The sequence below is a fragment of the Aeromonas sp. s9 genome (genome assembly GCF_040907765.1).
Classification (GTDB): Bacteria; Pseudomonadota; Gammaproteobacteria; order Enterobacterales; family Aeromonadaceae; genus Aeromonas; species Aeromonas caviae.
The window spans coordinates 117,102-132,431 of record NZ_JBFOCK010000066.1; the positions used below are offsets into that span (position 1 = coordinate 117,102).

Annotated in this window: 16 protein-coding genes and 2 tRNA genes; 5 read left to right on the forward strand and 13 right to left on the reverse strand. The window is 59.0% G+C overall.

Annotated features, from left to right (window positions below; genetic code table 11):
* Positions 1-95 precede the first annotated feature (95 nt).
* The 8 genes from AB5Y54_RS12730 to rlmE form a co-directional block, all read right to left on the reverse strand.
* Positions 96-172 (reverse strand) — tRNA-Met (locus AB5Y54_RS12730).
* A 91-nt stretch (positions 173-263) separates the two neighbouring features.
* Positions 264-348, reverse strand: a tRNA-Leu gene (locus AB5Y54_RS12735).
* Between the two features lie 7 nt (positions 349-355).
* Entirely contained in the window at positions 356-682 is a 327-nt protein-coding gene (gene secG, locus AB5Y54_RS12740) for a preprotein translocase subunit SecG (protein WP_010633113.1), read from the reverse strand.
* Positions 683-1,447: a triose-phosphate isomerase gene (gene tpiA / locus AB5Y54_RS12745; RefSeq protein WP_041215672.1), complete on the reverse strand. Its 765-nt coding sequence runs from the start codon at positions 1,445-1,447 to the stop codon at positions 683-685.
* Between the two features lie 131 nt (positions 1,448-1,578).
* On the reverse strand, positions 1,579-2,913 hold the full coding sequence (glmM, locus tag AB5Y54_RS12750) for a phosphoglucosamine mutase (RefSeq protein ID WP_201984951.1): 1,335 nt from the start codon (positions 2,911-2,913) through the stop codon (positions 1,579-1,581).
* A gap of 18 nt (positions 2,914-2,931) precedes the next feature.
* Positions 2,932-3,777 (reverse strand): dihydropteroate synthase, encoded by an 846-nt coding sequence (folP, locus tag AB5Y54_RS12755; RefSeq protein ID WP_128313236.1) that lies wholly within the window; start codon positions 3,775-3,777, stop codon positions 2,932-2,934.
* Between the two features lie 84 nt (positions 3,778-3,861).
* Complete coding sequence (gene ftsH, locus AB5Y54_RS12760; protein ID WP_041212504.1) at positions 3,862-5,814, reverse strand: ATP-dependent zinc metalloprotease FtsH; 1,953 nt, start codon at positions 5,812-5,814, stop codon at positions 3,862-3,864.
* A 45-nt stretch (positions 5,815-5,859) separates the two neighbouring features.
* Positions 5,860-6,489, reverse strand: coding sequence for a 23S rRNA (uridine(2552)-2'-O)-methyltransferase RlmE (rlmE, locus tag AB5Y54_RS12765; RefSeq protein ID WP_010675375.1), 630 nt, complete (start codon positions 6,487-6,489; stop codon positions 5,860-5,862).
* A 97-nt stretch (positions 6,490-6,586) separates the two neighbouring features.
* On the opposite strand from rlmE, the gene yhbY reads away from it, so the two are divergent.
* Together yhbY and AB5Y54_RS12775 are read left to right on the forward strand one after the other, a co-directional pair.
* Positions 6,587-6,883 (forward strand): ribosome assembly RNA-binding protein YhbY, encoded by a 297-nt coding sequence (gene yhbY, locus AB5Y54_RS12770; protein ID WP_010675376.1) that lies wholly within the window; start codon positions 6,587-6,589, stop codon positions 6,881-6,883.
* Between the two features lie 105 nt (positions 6,884-6,988).
* The gene (locus tag AB5Y54_RS12775) at positions 6,989-7,582 is read left to right on the forward strand and encodes a PilZ domain-containing protein (protein WP_109112129.1); all 594 of its coding nucleotides are present in this window, start codon (positions 6,989-6,991) and stop codon (positions 7,580-7,582) included.
* 47 nt (positions 7,583-7,629) lie between these two features.
* Here the strand turns inward: AB5Y54_RS12775 and greA are convergent, their stop codons facing one another.
* From greA to pomA, 3 genes are all read right to left on the reverse strand, one after another.
* Complete coding sequence (gene greA / locus AB5Y54_RS12780) at positions 7,630-8,106, reverse strand: transcription elongation factor GreA (protein WP_045525791.1); 477 nt, start codon at positions 8,104-8,106, stop codon at positions 7,630-7,632.
* Between the two features lie 145 nt (positions 8,107-8,251).
* Positions 8,252-9,145, reverse strand: coding sequence for a flagellar motor protein MotB (locus AB5Y54_RS12785; protein WP_042878323.1), 894 nt, complete (start codon positions 9,143-9,145; stop codon positions 8,252-8,254).
* 10 nt (positions 9,146-9,155) lie between these two features.
* A complete protein-coding gene (pomA, locus tag AB5Y54_RS12790; protein WP_029314770.1) occupies positions 9,156-9,914 on the reverse strand; it encodes a flagellar motor protein PomA in 759 nt (252 codons plus the stop codon).
* A gap of 233 nt (positions 9,915-10,147) precedes the next feature.
* Here pomA and xseB point away from each other — a divergent pair, with 233 nt between their 5' ends.
* From xseB to dxs, 3 genes are read left to right on the forward strand one after another with little or no spacing between them, the layout of a single operon-like run.
* Entirely contained in the window at positions 10,148-10,399 is a 252-nt protein-coding gene (gene xseB / locus AB5Y54_RS12795) for an exodeoxyribonuclease VII small subunit (protein WP_010675381.1), read from the forward strand.
* A complete protein-coding gene (gene ispA / locus AB5Y54_RS12800) occupies positions 10,400-11,290 on the forward strand; it encodes a (2E,6E)-farnesyl diphosphate synthase (protein WP_324034137.1) in 891 nt (296 codons plus the stop codon). It begins immediately after the preceding gene.
* 21 nt (positions 11,291-11,311) lie between these two features.
* The gene (gene dxs / locus AB5Y54_RS12805) at positions 11,312-13,177 is read left to right on the forward strand and encodes a 1-deoxy-D-xylulose-5-phosphate synthase (protein WP_010675383.1); all 1,866 of its coding nucleotides are present in this window, start codon (positions 11,312-11,314) and stop codon (positions 13,175-13,177) included.
* A 221-nt stretch (positions 13,178-13,398) separates the two neighbouring features.
* On the opposite strand, the gene AB5Y54_RS12810 is transcribed toward dxs, so the two are convergent.
* Together AB5Y54_RS12810 and AB5Y54_RS12815 are read right to left on the reverse strand one after the other, a co-directional pair.
* Positions 13,399-14,340: an ABC transporter permease gene (locus AB5Y54_RS12810; protein ID WP_029314771.1), complete on the reverse strand. Its 942-nt coding sequence runs from the start codon at positions 14,338-14,340 to the stop codon at positions 13,399-13,401.
* A 3-nt stretch (positions 14,341-14,343) separates the two neighbouring features.
* Complete coding sequence (locus AB5Y54_RS12815; RefSeq protein WP_201921277.1) at positions 14,344-15,318, reverse strand: ABC transporter permease; 975 nt, start codon at positions 15,316-15,318, stop codon at positions 14,344-14,346.
* Between the last annotated feature and the right edge of the window lie 12 nt (positions 15,319-15,330).

The window sequence follows — 15,330 nt, forward strand, 5'->3', positions numbered from 1 at the left end:
ACAAAAAGCCCCGATGTCAAATCGGGGCTTGGCGCTTTACCCTGATTGTCGCCTCGCAGCGACCGCCTTCCTGAGCGTAGGAAATGCGTGAAATTTGGTTGCGGGGGCCGGATTTGAACCGACGACCTTCGGGTTATGAGCCCGACGAGCTACCATGCTGCTCCACCCCGCGTCCGAAATCGTGCGAGATTATAGCCACTTCACTCTCGTGAGACAAGACTCAGCGGCTATAACATCCCGGTTACCCGGGTTCACTGCTTAATTGGTGCCGTGGGCGGGACTCGAACCCGCACACCCTAGAGCACTACCCCCTCAAGATAGCGTGTCTACCAATTCCACCACCACGGCAAAACTCTTATTCGGGAACGTCAGTATCTTTCTTCACTGGCGCTTTGCTCTGCTCAACTTGTTGAGTCTGTTGCAGATTTTCCCATTCACTACCCTGCTTGACCTTGTTGCTGGACATGGAACCCAGAACCAGACTAATCAAGAAAAACAGAGTAGCCAAAATCGCTGTTGTGCGGGTCAGGAAGCTGCCTGAACCACCGGAGCCGAACACTGTGTTCGATGCCCCTGCGCCGAATGAGGCGCCCATATCAGCCCCTTTACCTTGCTGAATCATCACCAGACCAATCAGAGCCAGCGATACCAGCAGATAAACGACCAAAAGAATCTCGTACATTTAACTTGCACCCTTTGCCGCTTCAACTATTCCTAAAAACGCCTCGCCATCAAGACTTGCCCTGCCTATCAGACCGCCATCAATATCGGGCTGCGCAAACAAATCTTGTGCATTGGCCGGTGTCACGCTCCCACCATAGATGATTCTGACTTTCTCACCTATTACCGGAGTATCCTCCGCCAAGCGACTGCGAATAAAGGAATGAACCTCTTGTGCCTGCTCGGGTGTGGCGCATTTACCTGTACCTACAGCCCAGATTGGCTCGTAGGCGATGATAGCATTATCGAAAGCCATCGCGCCATTTTTCTCTATGACGATGTCCAGTTCCTCGGCAATCACCTCGAAGGTTCTTCTTGCCTGCCTCGCTGCTCCTGACTCACCCAAACAAAGTATGGGTATCAGACCTGCTGCTCTGACTGCCGCAAACTTCTCTGCGACGATAAAACTGGTCTCACCAAAGAGACGCCTGCGCTCGGAGTGGCCAACAAGTACATATCGGCAACCTGCCTCGACCAGCATCTCACACGAGATTTCACCCGTATAAGCGCCCTGTCTGTGCTGACTCACGTTCTGAGCCCCCAGCTTCACTCTTCCCTGCTCACCGAGCAGTTCGGCCGTGAAACCGATATGCACATGGGATGGACACAAGACCACATCTACGTCTTCATCAATGCGTTCTGTGCACTGACTCGTAAACTGCTCTAACTGCGACCTACTACCGTGTAACTTCCAGTTGGCTGCTACAAACGGCTTGCGATGTCCCATCGGCAACTCCCTTGCGAAAGCGGGGCTGATAATATCCAGAGGATGCTCAGCTGACAAGTGCTATTTTCAAATTTTCGAATCGTTTGAACAAGATACAACCAAGGCGACTAAAAAGCCGCCTTGGTTGTTCATTAAAACGCCGATTCGACCTGTTTGGCGATGCGCTCTGCCATATCGCGCACCTGCTGTTCGTGTTCACCTTCGACCATGACCCGGATCAGGGGCTCGGTGCCGGATTTGCGCAGCAGCACCCGGCCACGGCCGGCCAGTTCCTGCTCCACTGTCGCCACTTCCTGCTGAACGGCGTCCGATGTGAGCGGATCCTTGCCTTCGGCGAAGCGCACATTGACCAGCACTTGCGGGAACTTGCTCATGCCCGAACGCAGTGTGGCCAGCGGCATCTCGGCACTGCGCATGGCCGTCAGCACCTGCAGAGCGGCGACGATACCATCCCCCGTGGTGGTCTGATCCAGGCAGATGATGTGACCGGAGTTTTCGCCCCCGATGCGCCAGCCCTTCTCGTTCATCATCTCAAGCACGTAGCGGTCACCCACCTTGGCACGGGCAAAGGGGATGCCCAGGGTCTGAAGTGCCAGCTCCAACCCCATGTTAGCCATCAGGGTGCCCACCACACCCCCCTTGAGGCGGCCATGGCGCAGGGCATCCCGGGCGATGATGTAGAGGATCTCATCCCCGTCGATGATGTAACCAGTGCTGTCCACCATCACCAGACGGTCGCCATCACCGTCGAAGGCGACGCCGAGATCTGCCTTGCATTCCTGGACCTTGGCGGCCAGCGCCTCCGGTGCGGTGGAACCGACGCCGTCATTGATGTTGAGCCCATCCGGGCTGCAGCCGATGGCGATGACTTCGGCACCCAGCTCGCGGAAGACGGAAGGGGCGATGTGGTAGGTGGCACCATGACCGCAATCCACCACCATTTTCAGCCCTTCCAGGCTCAGATTGGAGGGGAAGGTGCTCTTGCAGAATTCGATGTAGCGACCAGCCGCATCATCGATGCGCTGCGCCTTGCCAAGCTCCGCGGACTCCACGCACTTGAGTTCGTTGTCGAGCTCGGCTTCGATGGCCAGCTCGACATCATCGGGCAGCTTGGTGCCGTCGGCGGAGAAGAACTTGATGCCGTTGTCGTAATAGGGGTTGTGGGATGCACTGATGACGATGCCGGCTTCGGCACGGAAGGTGCGAGTCAGGTAGGCAACCGCCGGGGTGGGCATGGGTCCCATCAGTATGGCTTTGAGACCGGCGGCGGAGAGCCCCGCCTCCAGTGCCGACTCCAGCATATAACCGGAGATACGGGTATCCTTGCCGATCAGCACCTTCTTGGTCCCTTTCTTGGAGAGCACCTTGCCGGCGGCCCAGCCGAGTTTCATGACGAAATCCGGGGTGATCGGGTATTCACCCACCTTGCCGCGCACGCCGTCGGTGCCGAAGTACTTTCTGGTCATTGTCTGTTTCTCGTTTTTCTATTTGGATATGAAATCTTGTCCCGTCATGGTCATCCAGCCTGTACGCAAGACATCCATGGTGGCCCGCACGTCGTGCACCCGGATGATCCTGGCGCCATGTTGCAACCCGATCAGGGCACAGGCCAGACTACCAGCCAACCGCTCGGCTACCGGGCGGTCAAGCAGGTTGCCTATCATAGACTTTCGTGACATGCCCACCAAGAGCGGAAGTTGGTAATCGAGCAGTGACGCCTGCTGTGCCAGCAGCTGATAGTTGTGCGCCAGCGTCTTGCCAAAGCCATAGCCTGGATCCAGTACCAGATGCTCACGCGGGATACCAGCCCCCAGACAAGCGGCAATCCGCTCGTCAAAGAAGGCTCTCACCTCCCCCAGCAAATCGTCATAGTGCGGCTCCACCTGCATGGTACGGGGCTGCCCCTGCATGTGCATGAGGCATACCGGTACGCCAGCCTCGGCCGCCGCGCCCAGCGCTCCCGGCTCTTGCAGAGCGCGGACATCATTGATGAGGTGACCACCTGCAGCACAACCCTCCCGCATGACAATCGCCTTGGAGGTATCGAGGGAGATCATCACATCCAGCTCGGAGACCATGCGCTCCACCACGGGGATGACCCTGTCCAGCTCCTCCTGCTCGCTCACGTCGGGGGCGCCCGGGCGGGTCGACTCGCCGCCTATATCGATAAGGGTGGCCCCATCGGCCACCATGTCGCGGGCATGACCCAACGCCAGATCGATCTGCTTGAAGCGGCCACCATCTGAAAAGGAGTCCGGCGTCACATTGAGAATGCCCATGACATGGGGACGGTCGAGAGAAAGGGAACGTCCCTTGCTGATTAACTGCATTGCTTTAACTACCTCCAACAAGAGCGGCAAACTCTTCGTGCAAAGAAAAACCCCGGGCAAGCCCGGGGTTTGTATCATAGTAACTTATTTGGCCGGGACATCGTTCGCCTTGTCGATGTCACTCAGAGGTGCACTGCCCTCTTCAGCCGGCGCCTTGGCCTCCGGCCCGTTGTTCACGCTGGCACCACCTTGCGGGGTGTCACCATGCTCATCATGCCAGTTGCTGGGAGCACGGACCTCGCGACGCGCCATCAGATCATCGATCTGCTTGGCATCGATGGTCTCGTACTTCATCAATGCATCTTTCATGGTGTGCAGCACATCCATGTTGTCCAGCAGGATCTGCTTGGCACGATCGTAGTTGCGATCGATGACCTGCTTGACCTCTGCATCGATGATGCGGGCGGTATCGTCAGACATGTGCTTGGCCTTGGCCATGCTGCGGCCGAGGAAGACTTCACCATCCTCTTCTGCGTAAAGCATGGGGCCGAGACGCTCGGACATGCCCCACTGGGTGACCATCTTGCGAGCGATGTCGGTGGCACGTTCGATGTCGTTGGATGCACCGGTCGATACCTTCTCGGCACCGTAGATCAACTCTTCCGCCAGACGACCGCCATACAGGCTGGAGATCATGGACTCCAGATGCTGCTTGGAGTGGCTCCAGCGGTCCTGCTCCGGCAAGTACATGGTCACACCCAGCGCACGGCCGCGCGGAATGATGGAGACCTTGTAGACAGGGTCATGATCCGGCACCACGCGACCAATGATGGCGTGACCCGCTTCGTGATAGGCCGTCATCTCCTTCTCGGACTCTTTCATCACCATGGAGCGACGTTCCGCCCCCATCATGATCTTGTCCTTCGCCTTTTCGAACTCCAGCATGGAGACCACTCGGCGGCTCTCGCGAGCAGAGAAGAGGGCAGCCTCGTTCACCAGGTTGGCCAGATCGGCACCGGAGAAACCAGGGGTACCACGGGCAATCAGCGCCGGATTGACGTCATCCGCCAGCGGTACCTTGCGCATGTGCACTTTCAGGATCTGCTCACGACCGCGAACATCCGGCAAGCCGACCACGACCTGGCGGTCGAAACGACCTGGACGCAGCAGCGCAGGATCCAGTACGTCGGGACGGTTGGTGGCGGCGATGACGATGATGCCCTCATTACCTTCAAAACCATCCATTTCAACCAGCATCTGGTTCAGGGTCTGCTCACGTTCGTCGTGACCACCACCCAGACCGGCGCCACGCTGGCGACCGACCGCATCGATCTCATCAATGAAGATGATGCAGGGGGAGGATTTCTTGGCCTGTTCGAACATGTCACGCACACGGGAGGCACCGACACCCACAAACATTTCCACGAAGTCCGAACCTGAAATGGTGAAGAACGGCACCTTGGCCTCGCCTGCAATGGCTTTGGCCAGCAGGGTCTTACCGGTACCGGGAGGACCTACCAACAGGACGCCGGTCGGGATCTTGCCACCCAGCTTCTGGAATTTGGTCGGGTCACGCAGATAGTCGACCAGCTCCTTGACCTCTTCCTTTGCCTCGTCACAACCGGCTACGTCGGCGAAGGTAGTCTTGATCTGATCTTCGCTCATCAGGCGAGCCTTGCTCTTGCCGAACGACATGGCACCCTTGCCGCCGCCGCCCTGCATCTGACGCATGAAGAAGACCCAGACACCGATCAGCAACAGCATCGGGAACCAGGAGATGAAGATGGACGTGATCAGGGACGGTTCTTCCGGCTTCTCACCCATCACTTTGACGTTATGGTTGAGCATGTCGTTGAGCAGTTGGGGATCCGGCGCAGGAATGATGGTGGTGAAACGTTCACCGGTGCGCTTGACGCCATTGATGACCTTGCCATCCATCCGCACTTCACGGATCTGCTCCTGGGTCACTTCTTTCACGAAGCTGGAATAGTCCAGCTGGCGACTGGTGGTATCGCTGGGGCTGAAGCTATTGAACACCGACATCAGCACGACGGCGATGACCAGCCACAGGATTAGGTTTTTCGCCATGTCACTCAAATCAATGACCTCGCAGACTGACAGTTAACGATGAGGGTTAGGGTACTACAGTTTAAAACCGGTAGCCACAATGTAGACTTCTCGTGAACGAGCACGGGACGAGTCTGGTTTTCGAATCTTGACGACAGAGAAAAGTCTACGTATTTCATTGAGATAGGCATCAAACCCTTCCCCCTGGAACACCTTGACTACAAAACTGCCATTACTGCTCAGGACCTGATTGCACATGTCCAGCGCCAGTTCCACCAGGTACATGGCACGGGCTTGATCCACCTGCTGGGTACCGCTCATGTTGGGCGCCATGTCGGACATGACGACATCCACCTTGTCGGGGCCGACTCGCTCCAGCAAGGCGCCGAGTACAGTTTCCTCCCGAAAGTCCCCTTGCAGGAAATCGACACCGGCAATGGAATCCATCGGCAAAATATCACACGCAATGACGCGCCCCTTGTCACCGACCTGGTCGATAGCAAATTGGGACCAGCCACCGGGAGCAGCCCCCAGGTCCACTACCGTCATCCCCGGCTTGAGCAGCCGGTCTTTGCCCTGGATCTCGTCGATCTTGAAAACGGCGCGAGAGCGCAGTCCCAACTTCTGGGCTTTCTTGACGTATTGGTCGTCGAAATGTTCTTTTAACCAGCGGGTTGAACTGGGGGAACGTTTTTTCTGGGTCATGATTGTCGACTTTAAAAAACCACAAGGGTTATTAGTATTAAGGGCTAAGTGGGGGTAGAATACGCCCCTTTCAACCCTGACTTATGAAGAAATTGCCATGATTCTCAACAATAAACAGAAACAGTACCTCAAGGGCCTGGCCCACAGTCTGAAGCCGGTCGTCCTGCTGGGACAACACGGTCTGACCGAAGGGGTGCTGGCCGAGATCGATCTGGCGCTGAACCACCACGAGCTGATCAAGGTTAAGGTTGCGTCTGAAGATCGTGAGATGAAACAGCTGGTGATGGATGCCATCGTTCGCGAGACCGGCGCCATCAAGGTACAGAGCATGGGCCATGTACTGACCATCTACCGTCAGGCCAAAGAGCCCAAGATCCAGTTGCCGCGCAAGTAACAGGAAAGAGCATTCGCTCTTTCCTTCATTTCCCTTCTTCCCAAGTCGCTTGCCAAAATAGTTGCCAGGCCCTTAACCTGCGATGAATAGCCGTGGACACCCACTATGGACAAGCATCAGCTCCTCACCGATGAAGAACTGGCCATGCTGCGGGACCTGGGAAACGATGAAGACATTGCCACCAGCCAATACCTACGCGGCACCCTGCCCCTTCCTCTCCAAAGCCTGTTGCAGCGAGCCAAGCCCCTGACACTCGAAGCCCGCATCGCCGGCTACCAATTGCGTTTCCCGCTCCACTGCACCCAGGCAGAGGAGGGCCACGCCGAGCTGCGCATCGCCGCGCCGACCATTACCGAGCTGGGTTCGCCCCATCTGCGCGCCTGGCGACTCGACGAAAAGGCCGTGCTTTGCACCGAAGACGCGGAGTACGAGGTATACAGCCTCTCCCTTGGAGGTCTCATCGTGGCCGGCTTGCCGGACGCCTTTGCCAAGGGAGATCCACTTGGCGGATACCTTCGCATCGAGGATCTCCCTCCCTTGGCCATGACAGGCACCCTCGTCAGGCACGTGGATGCCAATCCACATCGCCATGACTGGGCCGTCCAGTTCCGGCTGGGCAAGGAGGATCAGGAACAATTGCGGGACTGGCTCTTCCAGCGCCACCAGGACGCCTTCGTCCAGGCCTATCAGGGTGACTAAAGACAACAGGGGAGCCCGGCTCCCCTGTCTCTTTCCCCGACGTTCAATCAGAGATAGGCAACTTCCAGGATCTCGTACTCCACATCGCCACCCGGCGTCTTGACGATGGCAACGTCATCCACTTCCTTGCCGATCAGGGCTCGGGCAATGGGGGAGTTCACGGAAATCATGTTCTGCTTGATGTCCGCCTCGTCGTCTCCCACGATGCGGTAGATCACTTCCTCTTCCGTTTCACTTTTGAGCAGGGTCACGGTTGCGCCGAAGATGACACGGCCATTGTTGGCAATCTTGGTGACATCGATAATCTGGGCATTGGAGAGCTTGCCTTCGATTTCCTGAATGCGGCCTTCACAGAAACCCTGCTGCTCGCGGGCGGCATGGTATTCGGCATTTTCTTTCAGATCGCCATGTTCACGGGCATCAGCAATCGCTTCGATAATCTGGGGACGCAGCTCGGTCTTGAGATAATCGAGCTCTTGACGCAGCTTTTCAGCGCCGCGAACAGTCATCGGAGTATGATTCATAGTCGAAACCTGGGTTGCTTTATAAAGAGAAGCTGCGGCAATCAAAAGAGAGCCGCAGCTGTCGGTTCGGATGGGGCATCTTAATATGAAGCCGCCACAAAATCCATGTCAGCCCCTGCGAGCGGGATCCCGCTTTGGGCCAGCGTTACTTGGATTCCGAGACGCCAAGCGGAGCCGACACCGTCGGTTTGCCCTGCATGATGGCGATCTCGACACGTCGGTTCATGCGCCGATTCTCCGGGCTATTGTTGGGCACCAGCGGCTGGGAATCCGCCATCCCTTGCACCACCAGACGATTGCCGTCAAAACCGGGCACCTTGATCATCTGGTGGGCAACCGCCACCGCCCGCTGGGATGAAAGCTCCCAGTTGGACTGGAACAACTCGTCCTCGGTGGCCACATTGTCGGTGTGGCCGGAGACGGTGATCTCCCCCGGCACATCCTTGAGCAGCGCAGCCACCTTGCGGATCACCGGCCAGAACTGGGGTTGCAGAAAGGCGGATCCCGCCGGGAACGCCGCTTTCTCACGAATGCGAATGATGATCTGCTGACCCAGCGCCTCTATCTCGATGGCCCCATCCTGGATCTGGGCCTGCATCTGCTCCGCCAGTGCCTTGGCCAGGGTGTTGGACTGTTCCTGCGCCTTCTGGGCCTCCTGGGCGGTATCGCCACCGCTCTGCTGACCTTCGGTCTTGTCATGTCCGCCCGCCTTGTCCGCATCCCCAGGCTGGAAATCCAGCTCGGTCTGGGTCATGTCGATGGTCTGCTGCATGATGGTGTCAATAGGCGTCGGCTCGGGGCGACCAGGACGAAACTCCTGGGCGATGACGGAGGTTCCCTTGGGGATATCCTTGACCTCCAGGATGTTCTGCACCCCGAACGCCTTCTCCATGGAACCGGCGATCTGCTTGAACTTCTGCACATCCATCTCGGCAAAGGAGAGCAAGAGCACGAAGAAGCACATCAGCAGAGACATGAGATCCGCGAAGGTTCCCATGTAACCGGGCAATCCGGGAGGCGGGCACTTGCACTTTGCCATCTGTGCGCTCCTATTCGGTCCCGTTGTTGCGTTTGGACTGATTCAGGTAGTTCTGCAACATGGCCTGGATCACCCTCGGGTTCTGTCCATCCTGGATCCCCATGATGGCGTCGAGGATCAGGGTGCGGCTCAACTGTTCCTCGCCGCTGCGCAGTTCTAGCTTGTCCGCGATGGGGATGGCAATCATGTTGGCCTCGATGGCGCCATACAGGGTCGTCAGCAAGGCCACCGCCATGGCCGGACCGATGGATTTGGGGTCGCTCATGTTGGCCAGCATGGCCACCAACCCCACCAGGGTACCGATCATGCCCATGGCCGGACCGAGATCCCCCAGGGAGCGGAACACCTTGATGGCCGTGGCGTGACGCTCGGACGTCAGTTCGATGTCCTTCTCCATCACCGCACGCACCACGTCGGCATCATGGCCGTCCACCAGCATGTCGATGCCCTTCTTCATGAAGGTATTGGGGATCTCCGCCGCCTCCAGGGCCAGAAAGCCCCCCTTGCGGGCCGCATCCGCCAGTTCCACCGCCTTGGTGATGAGATCGTCGAGCTTGTCCCCCTTGTACATGAAGGCCTTGCCCGCGACCTTGAAGGCCATCAGAAACTGACCGAGGTTGAATTTCATCATGCAGATGAACACGGACCCCAGTATGGTGATGTAGACCGATGGCATGTCCACATACATGCTCATGGGGCCGCCCAGCAACATGCCGTACACTACGACCCCGAACCCCAGCACTAAGCCTATCAGACTCCCTAAATCCACATCCCTACTCCTGTCGCCGAACGTGCCGTCTAATTATATTGCGTTGAATTTTCTGCTATTGCGTCCCCGGCAGCAAGTCCGGCACACCGCAATCGCCGATCGGCAATGCGTGGTTGCATGCCCGTTATTATCGGCCAGGGTCAGGATAGTTTGAGGACGCCGCGTTTTCTGCCTCCCCCCTGTGGCCGGTCGATGTTAAGATGAGCCGTTTTTTTCAATCCCCGAGGATGGACATGGCCAGTAAAAAAATCGACCGTCTGAGTTTTGATGCCACCCTGGAAGAGCTGGAAACCATAGTGCATCAACTCGAACAGGGCTCGCTCCCCCTCGAGGAGGCACTCAAACAATTCGAACAGGGCATCCATCTGGTGCGCGCCGGCCAGCAGAAGCTGGAACAGGCCGAACAGAAGATCCAGATCCTCCTGACCCAGGCCGATGGCAGCGAGCAAGCGGTCCCTTTTCGAGCAGAACAAGGAGAGGAGTGAGTGACCCTGGACGATTTCTCCCGCCTGCATCGGCGCCGCATCGACGATTGCCTCTCGGCACAGCTTGACGCCCTGCCCGCCATGGCGCCACGTCTGCGGGACGCGATGAAATACGGCCTGCTGCTCGGTGGAAAACGGGTGCGCCCCTTCCTGGTCTATGCCGTCGGCGAGATGCTGGGCGTCAAGAGCGAACTGCTGGATGGCCCCGCCGCCGCCGTGGAGTGCATTCACGCATACTCCCTCCTGCACGACGACCTGCCCGCCATGGATGACGACGACCTGCGTCGTGGTCAGCCCACCGTACACAAGGCCTTCGATGAAGGCACTGCCATCCTGGCGGGCGATGCCCTGCAGACCCTGGCGTTTTCCATTCTGGCCGACCACCCCATGCCCGATACATTGATGGCCAACCGGGTGCGGATGCTGAGTGCCCTGGCCCGCGCGTCCGGCTATCTCGGCATGTGTGGCGGTCAGGCACTGGATATGGACGCCGAAGGGCGCCGGATCAGCCTCGCCGAGCTGGAGCAGGTGCACCGCCACAAGACCGGGGCCCTCATCGAGTGCGCCGTGACCCTCGGCGCCCTGTGCAAGGCTGACGTGGAACCCGCCACCCTCATCGCCCTGCAAACCTATGCCGCCGCCATCGGACTCGCCTTCCAGGTGCAGGACGACATCCTAGACATCACGGGCGATACCGCCACCCTGGGCAAGCCGCAAGGCTCGGATCTGGCGCTGGAAAAGAGTACCTATCCGGCCCTGCTCGGACTCGACAATGCCCGTGAGCTGGCTCGCGAACTGCATGACAAGGCCTTAACAGCCCTGCAATCCTTGCCCTACAATACCGACATTCTGGAAGCGTTTGCCGATTACATCATCGAGCGAACCCACTAAACGCTGGATAACAGTAACAATATGAGCGTTGATATTAGCGATTTCCCCAACCTGGCCCTCGCGGACACGCCGGTCGATTTGCGATCCCTCCCCTTCGAGCGGCTGCCCGTGGTGTGCAACGAGCTGCGCGAGTATCTGCTGCGCTCGGTGAGCCGCTCCAGCGGCCACTTCGCCTCCGGCCTTGGCACCGTCGAGCTGACGGTCGCCCTGCACTATGTCTACAACACCCCCTTCGATCGGCTGGTGTGGGACGTGGGCCACCAGGCCTATCCCCACAAGATCCTGACCGGAAGACGGGAGCGCATTCACACCATTCGCCAGAAAGATGGCCTGCACCCCTTCCCCTGGCGGGAAGAGAGCGAGTACGACGTGCTCAGCGTGGGCCACTCCAGCACCTCCATCGGGGCGGCGCTCGGCATGGCGGTGGCGGCCGAGAGCGAAGGGCTTGGCCGCAAGGTGGTCGCGGTCATCGGTGATGGCGCCATCACCGCCGGCATGGCCTTCGAGGCCCTCAATCACGCCGGCGACGTCCACAAGGACATGCTGGTGGTGCTCAACGACAACGAGATGTCCATCTCCGAGAACGTGGGGGCCCTGAACAATCACCTCGCCAGGCTGATGTCCGGCAAGCTCTACACCACCATTCGCGAGGGGGGCAAGAAGGTGCTGGCGGGTCTGCCGCCGGTCAAGGAGCTCGCCAAGCGGGCCGAGGAGCACCTCAAGGGCATGGTGGTACCCGGCACTCTGTTCGAGGAGTTCGGCTTCAACTACATCGGCCCCATCGACGGTCACGACATCCATGCCCTGGTCGAAACCCTGCGCAACATGCGCAACCTCAAGGGTCCCCAGCTGCTGCACGTCAAGACCAAAAAGGGCAAGGGCTACGAGCCGGCGGAAAAAGATCCCATCGGCTATCACGCCGTCCCCAAATTCAACCCGGATGACTGTGCCCTGCCCAAGAGTGCCGGTGGCAAACCCACCTTCTCCGCCATCTTCGGTCAGTGGCTGTGCGATATCGCCGCCAAGGACGAGCGCGTGGTCGGCATCACTCCCGCCATGCGCGAAGGCTCCGGTCTGGTGAAATTCAGCCAGCAATATCCGGATCGCTACTTCGACGTGGCCATCGCCGAGCAACATGCGGTCACCTTCGCCGCCGGTCTCGCCATCGCCGACCAGAAACCCGTGGTCGCCATCTATTCGAGCTTCCTGCAACGGGCCTATGACCAGCTGATCCACGACGTGGCGCTGCAGAACCTGCCGGTGCTCTTCGCCATCGACCGGGCCGGTCTGGTGGGGGCCGACGGCCCGACCCATCAGGGGGCGTTCGACATCAGCTTCCTGCGCACCGTGCCCAACATGGTGGTGATGACCCCGTCCGACGAGAACGAGTGCCGCCAGATGCTCTACACCGGCTATCTGTGCAACGGGCCAGTGGCGGTGCGCTACCCCCGTGGCAGCGGCACCGGTATCCAGGCCGAGAGCGAGATGCAGGCCCTGCCCCTCGGCAAGGGACGCGTCGTTCGCGAGGGCAAGGGGACCGCCATCCTGGCGTTCGGCACCCTGCTGCAACAGGCCAGAGCAGCCGCCGAGGCGCTGGATGCCACCCTGGTGGACATGCGCTTCGTCAAACCCATGGACGAGGCGCTGGTGCTCTCTCTGGCCGCCTCCCACGATCAGTTCGTCACCCTCGAGGACAACGCCATCATGGGCGGTGCAGGCTCTGCGGTGAACGAGCTGCTGATGGGCTGCAAGCAGTGCAAACCGGTGCTCAACCTCGGCCTGCCGGACCGCTTCATCGAGCAGGGCACCCAGGATGAGATCTACGCCCTGCTGGGGCTGGACAGCGTGGGCATTCAGACCCGCATCGAGAGCTGGCTGCAGGCCTGACAAGGGTTATCGCAAGCAATAAAAAAGGGCGCCTGATGGCGCCCTTTTTTGTTATTCACTGTGCCAGACCAACCCTGTTCAGATACTGTCGCGAGAAGGCCGTCAACAAGGTTACAAGCCGCTCAGGAACCGAGACATACATGAGCACTCCTTGGTTCTACATAAGCGAGCAGCACATGAACCTTGATCACGGCCTCGCAGCCAGTTCGTGGAAAGGTTTATCAGCCCTTGTAGATCTTCGGGTTGAACACATCCCGCAGCCAGTCACCCAGCAGGTTGATCACCAGCACCAGCACCACCAGGCAGAGGCCCGGGAAGGCGGTGATCCACCAGGATCCGGAGAAGATGTAGTTGAAGCCCACGCTGATGAGCGACCCCAGGGACGGTTGATCAACCGGCATCCCCAGACCCAGGAAGGAGAGGGCCGCCTCGCTCATGATGGCGTTCGCCACCTGCACGGTGGAGATGACCAAGATGGGCGACAGGCAGTTCGGCAGAATGTGGCGGAACATGATGCGCGGGGCGCGGAACCCCATCACCTGAGCCGCTTCAACATACTCCTTCTTCTTCTCCGCCAGCACGGAGGCGCGCACCGTCCGGGCATACTGGGGCCACTCGGCGATACCGATGATCACCACCAGCATCAGGATGGCGAACTTCGAGTAGAACTCGGAGCCAAAGGTCGCCTGGAAGATGGCGGAGATGATGATGGCCACCATCATGGTGGAGAACGACAGCTGCACATCGGCAAAGCGCATCAGCAGGTTGTCGATGCGACCACCAAAGTAACCGGCCATCAGACCGATGACGATACCGAGCACCAGCTGCAGCCCCACCGCGAACAGACCAATGGTCAGCGAGATGCGGGCGCCATAGAGGATGGTGCTCCAGATGTCGCGTCCCTGGTTATCGGTCCCGAGCCAGAAGCGGGCCTCGCCCCCTTCCAGCCAGGAGGGGGGCAGCTCCGCATCCATCAGATCGAAGCTGGTCTGGTCATAGACGTTGTGCGGTGCGATCCAGGGTGCCAGCAGGGCCGCCAGCACGAAGACCACAAACACCGCAAAGCTGAACATGGCTACCTTGTCCCGCAGGAAGTAGTAGACGATGTCGGAATTTTTGAAGCGTGCCCAACGGCTTGGGCTTGCAGTTACAGCATTAGTCATCTGTTACCCCTTGGCGGTCAGGTTGACGGTCGGGTTGATCAACCCGTAGAGCAGGTCGACCAGGGTATTGGTCACCACGAAAATGAGGCCGACGAAGATGACGTAGGCAGTGATCAGCGGCGTATCGACACGGTGGATCGCCTCAAGGAAGAGGAAGCCGGTCCCCGGCCACTGGAACACACTTTCGGTCAGGATGGTGTAGGCCACCATGGTCCCGATCTGCACACCGCCCACCGTGATGACCGGCAGCATGGTGTTCTTCAGGGCGTGCTGGTAGTAGACCTTGTTGTTGTCCAGCCCCTTGGCACGGGCAAACTTGACGTACTCGGAGGAGAGCTGCTCCAGCATCTCCGAGCGCACCAGCCGGATGAACAGCGGCAGCATGATGGAGGAGAGGGAGACCGCAGGCAGCACCAGGTGCAGGATACCGTCCCAGGTGAAGAAGCCCGAATCCCAGCCCAGCAGGTTATAGGTCTCGCCACGGCCATAGGCCGGCAGCCAGCCCAGCTGGATGGAGAAGAGGTACATCAGCATGATGGCGGTCAGGAAGACCGGGATCGAGATGCCGATGCTGCTCACCGCCATGATGACCTTGGTGAGGATGCTGCGCGGTCTTATCGCCGAATAAACCCCCAGCGGAATGGAGACCACGACGATGATGAGCGCGGCGGCAAACACCAGCTCAAGGGTAGCCACCAGCTTGTCGAGGATAACCTCGAGGGCTGGTCGCTTGAAGAAATAGGAAGTGCCCAGATCCCCGTGTACCGCGTTCTTCAAGAAGCGGCTGTATTTCACGAGGAAGGGATCATTGAGTCCCATCTTGTCGCGCAGCTCCTGGCGCACGGACTCGGAGACGGATTGTCCCACCAGCTCGCGCAGCGGATCCCCCAGGTTGTCCTGGATGGAGAAGGCGACCAGGCTGATGACGAACATCACTATCACGGCCTGATAGAACCGTTTCAGCAGGAATGTAAACATGCTTGTCCTTCT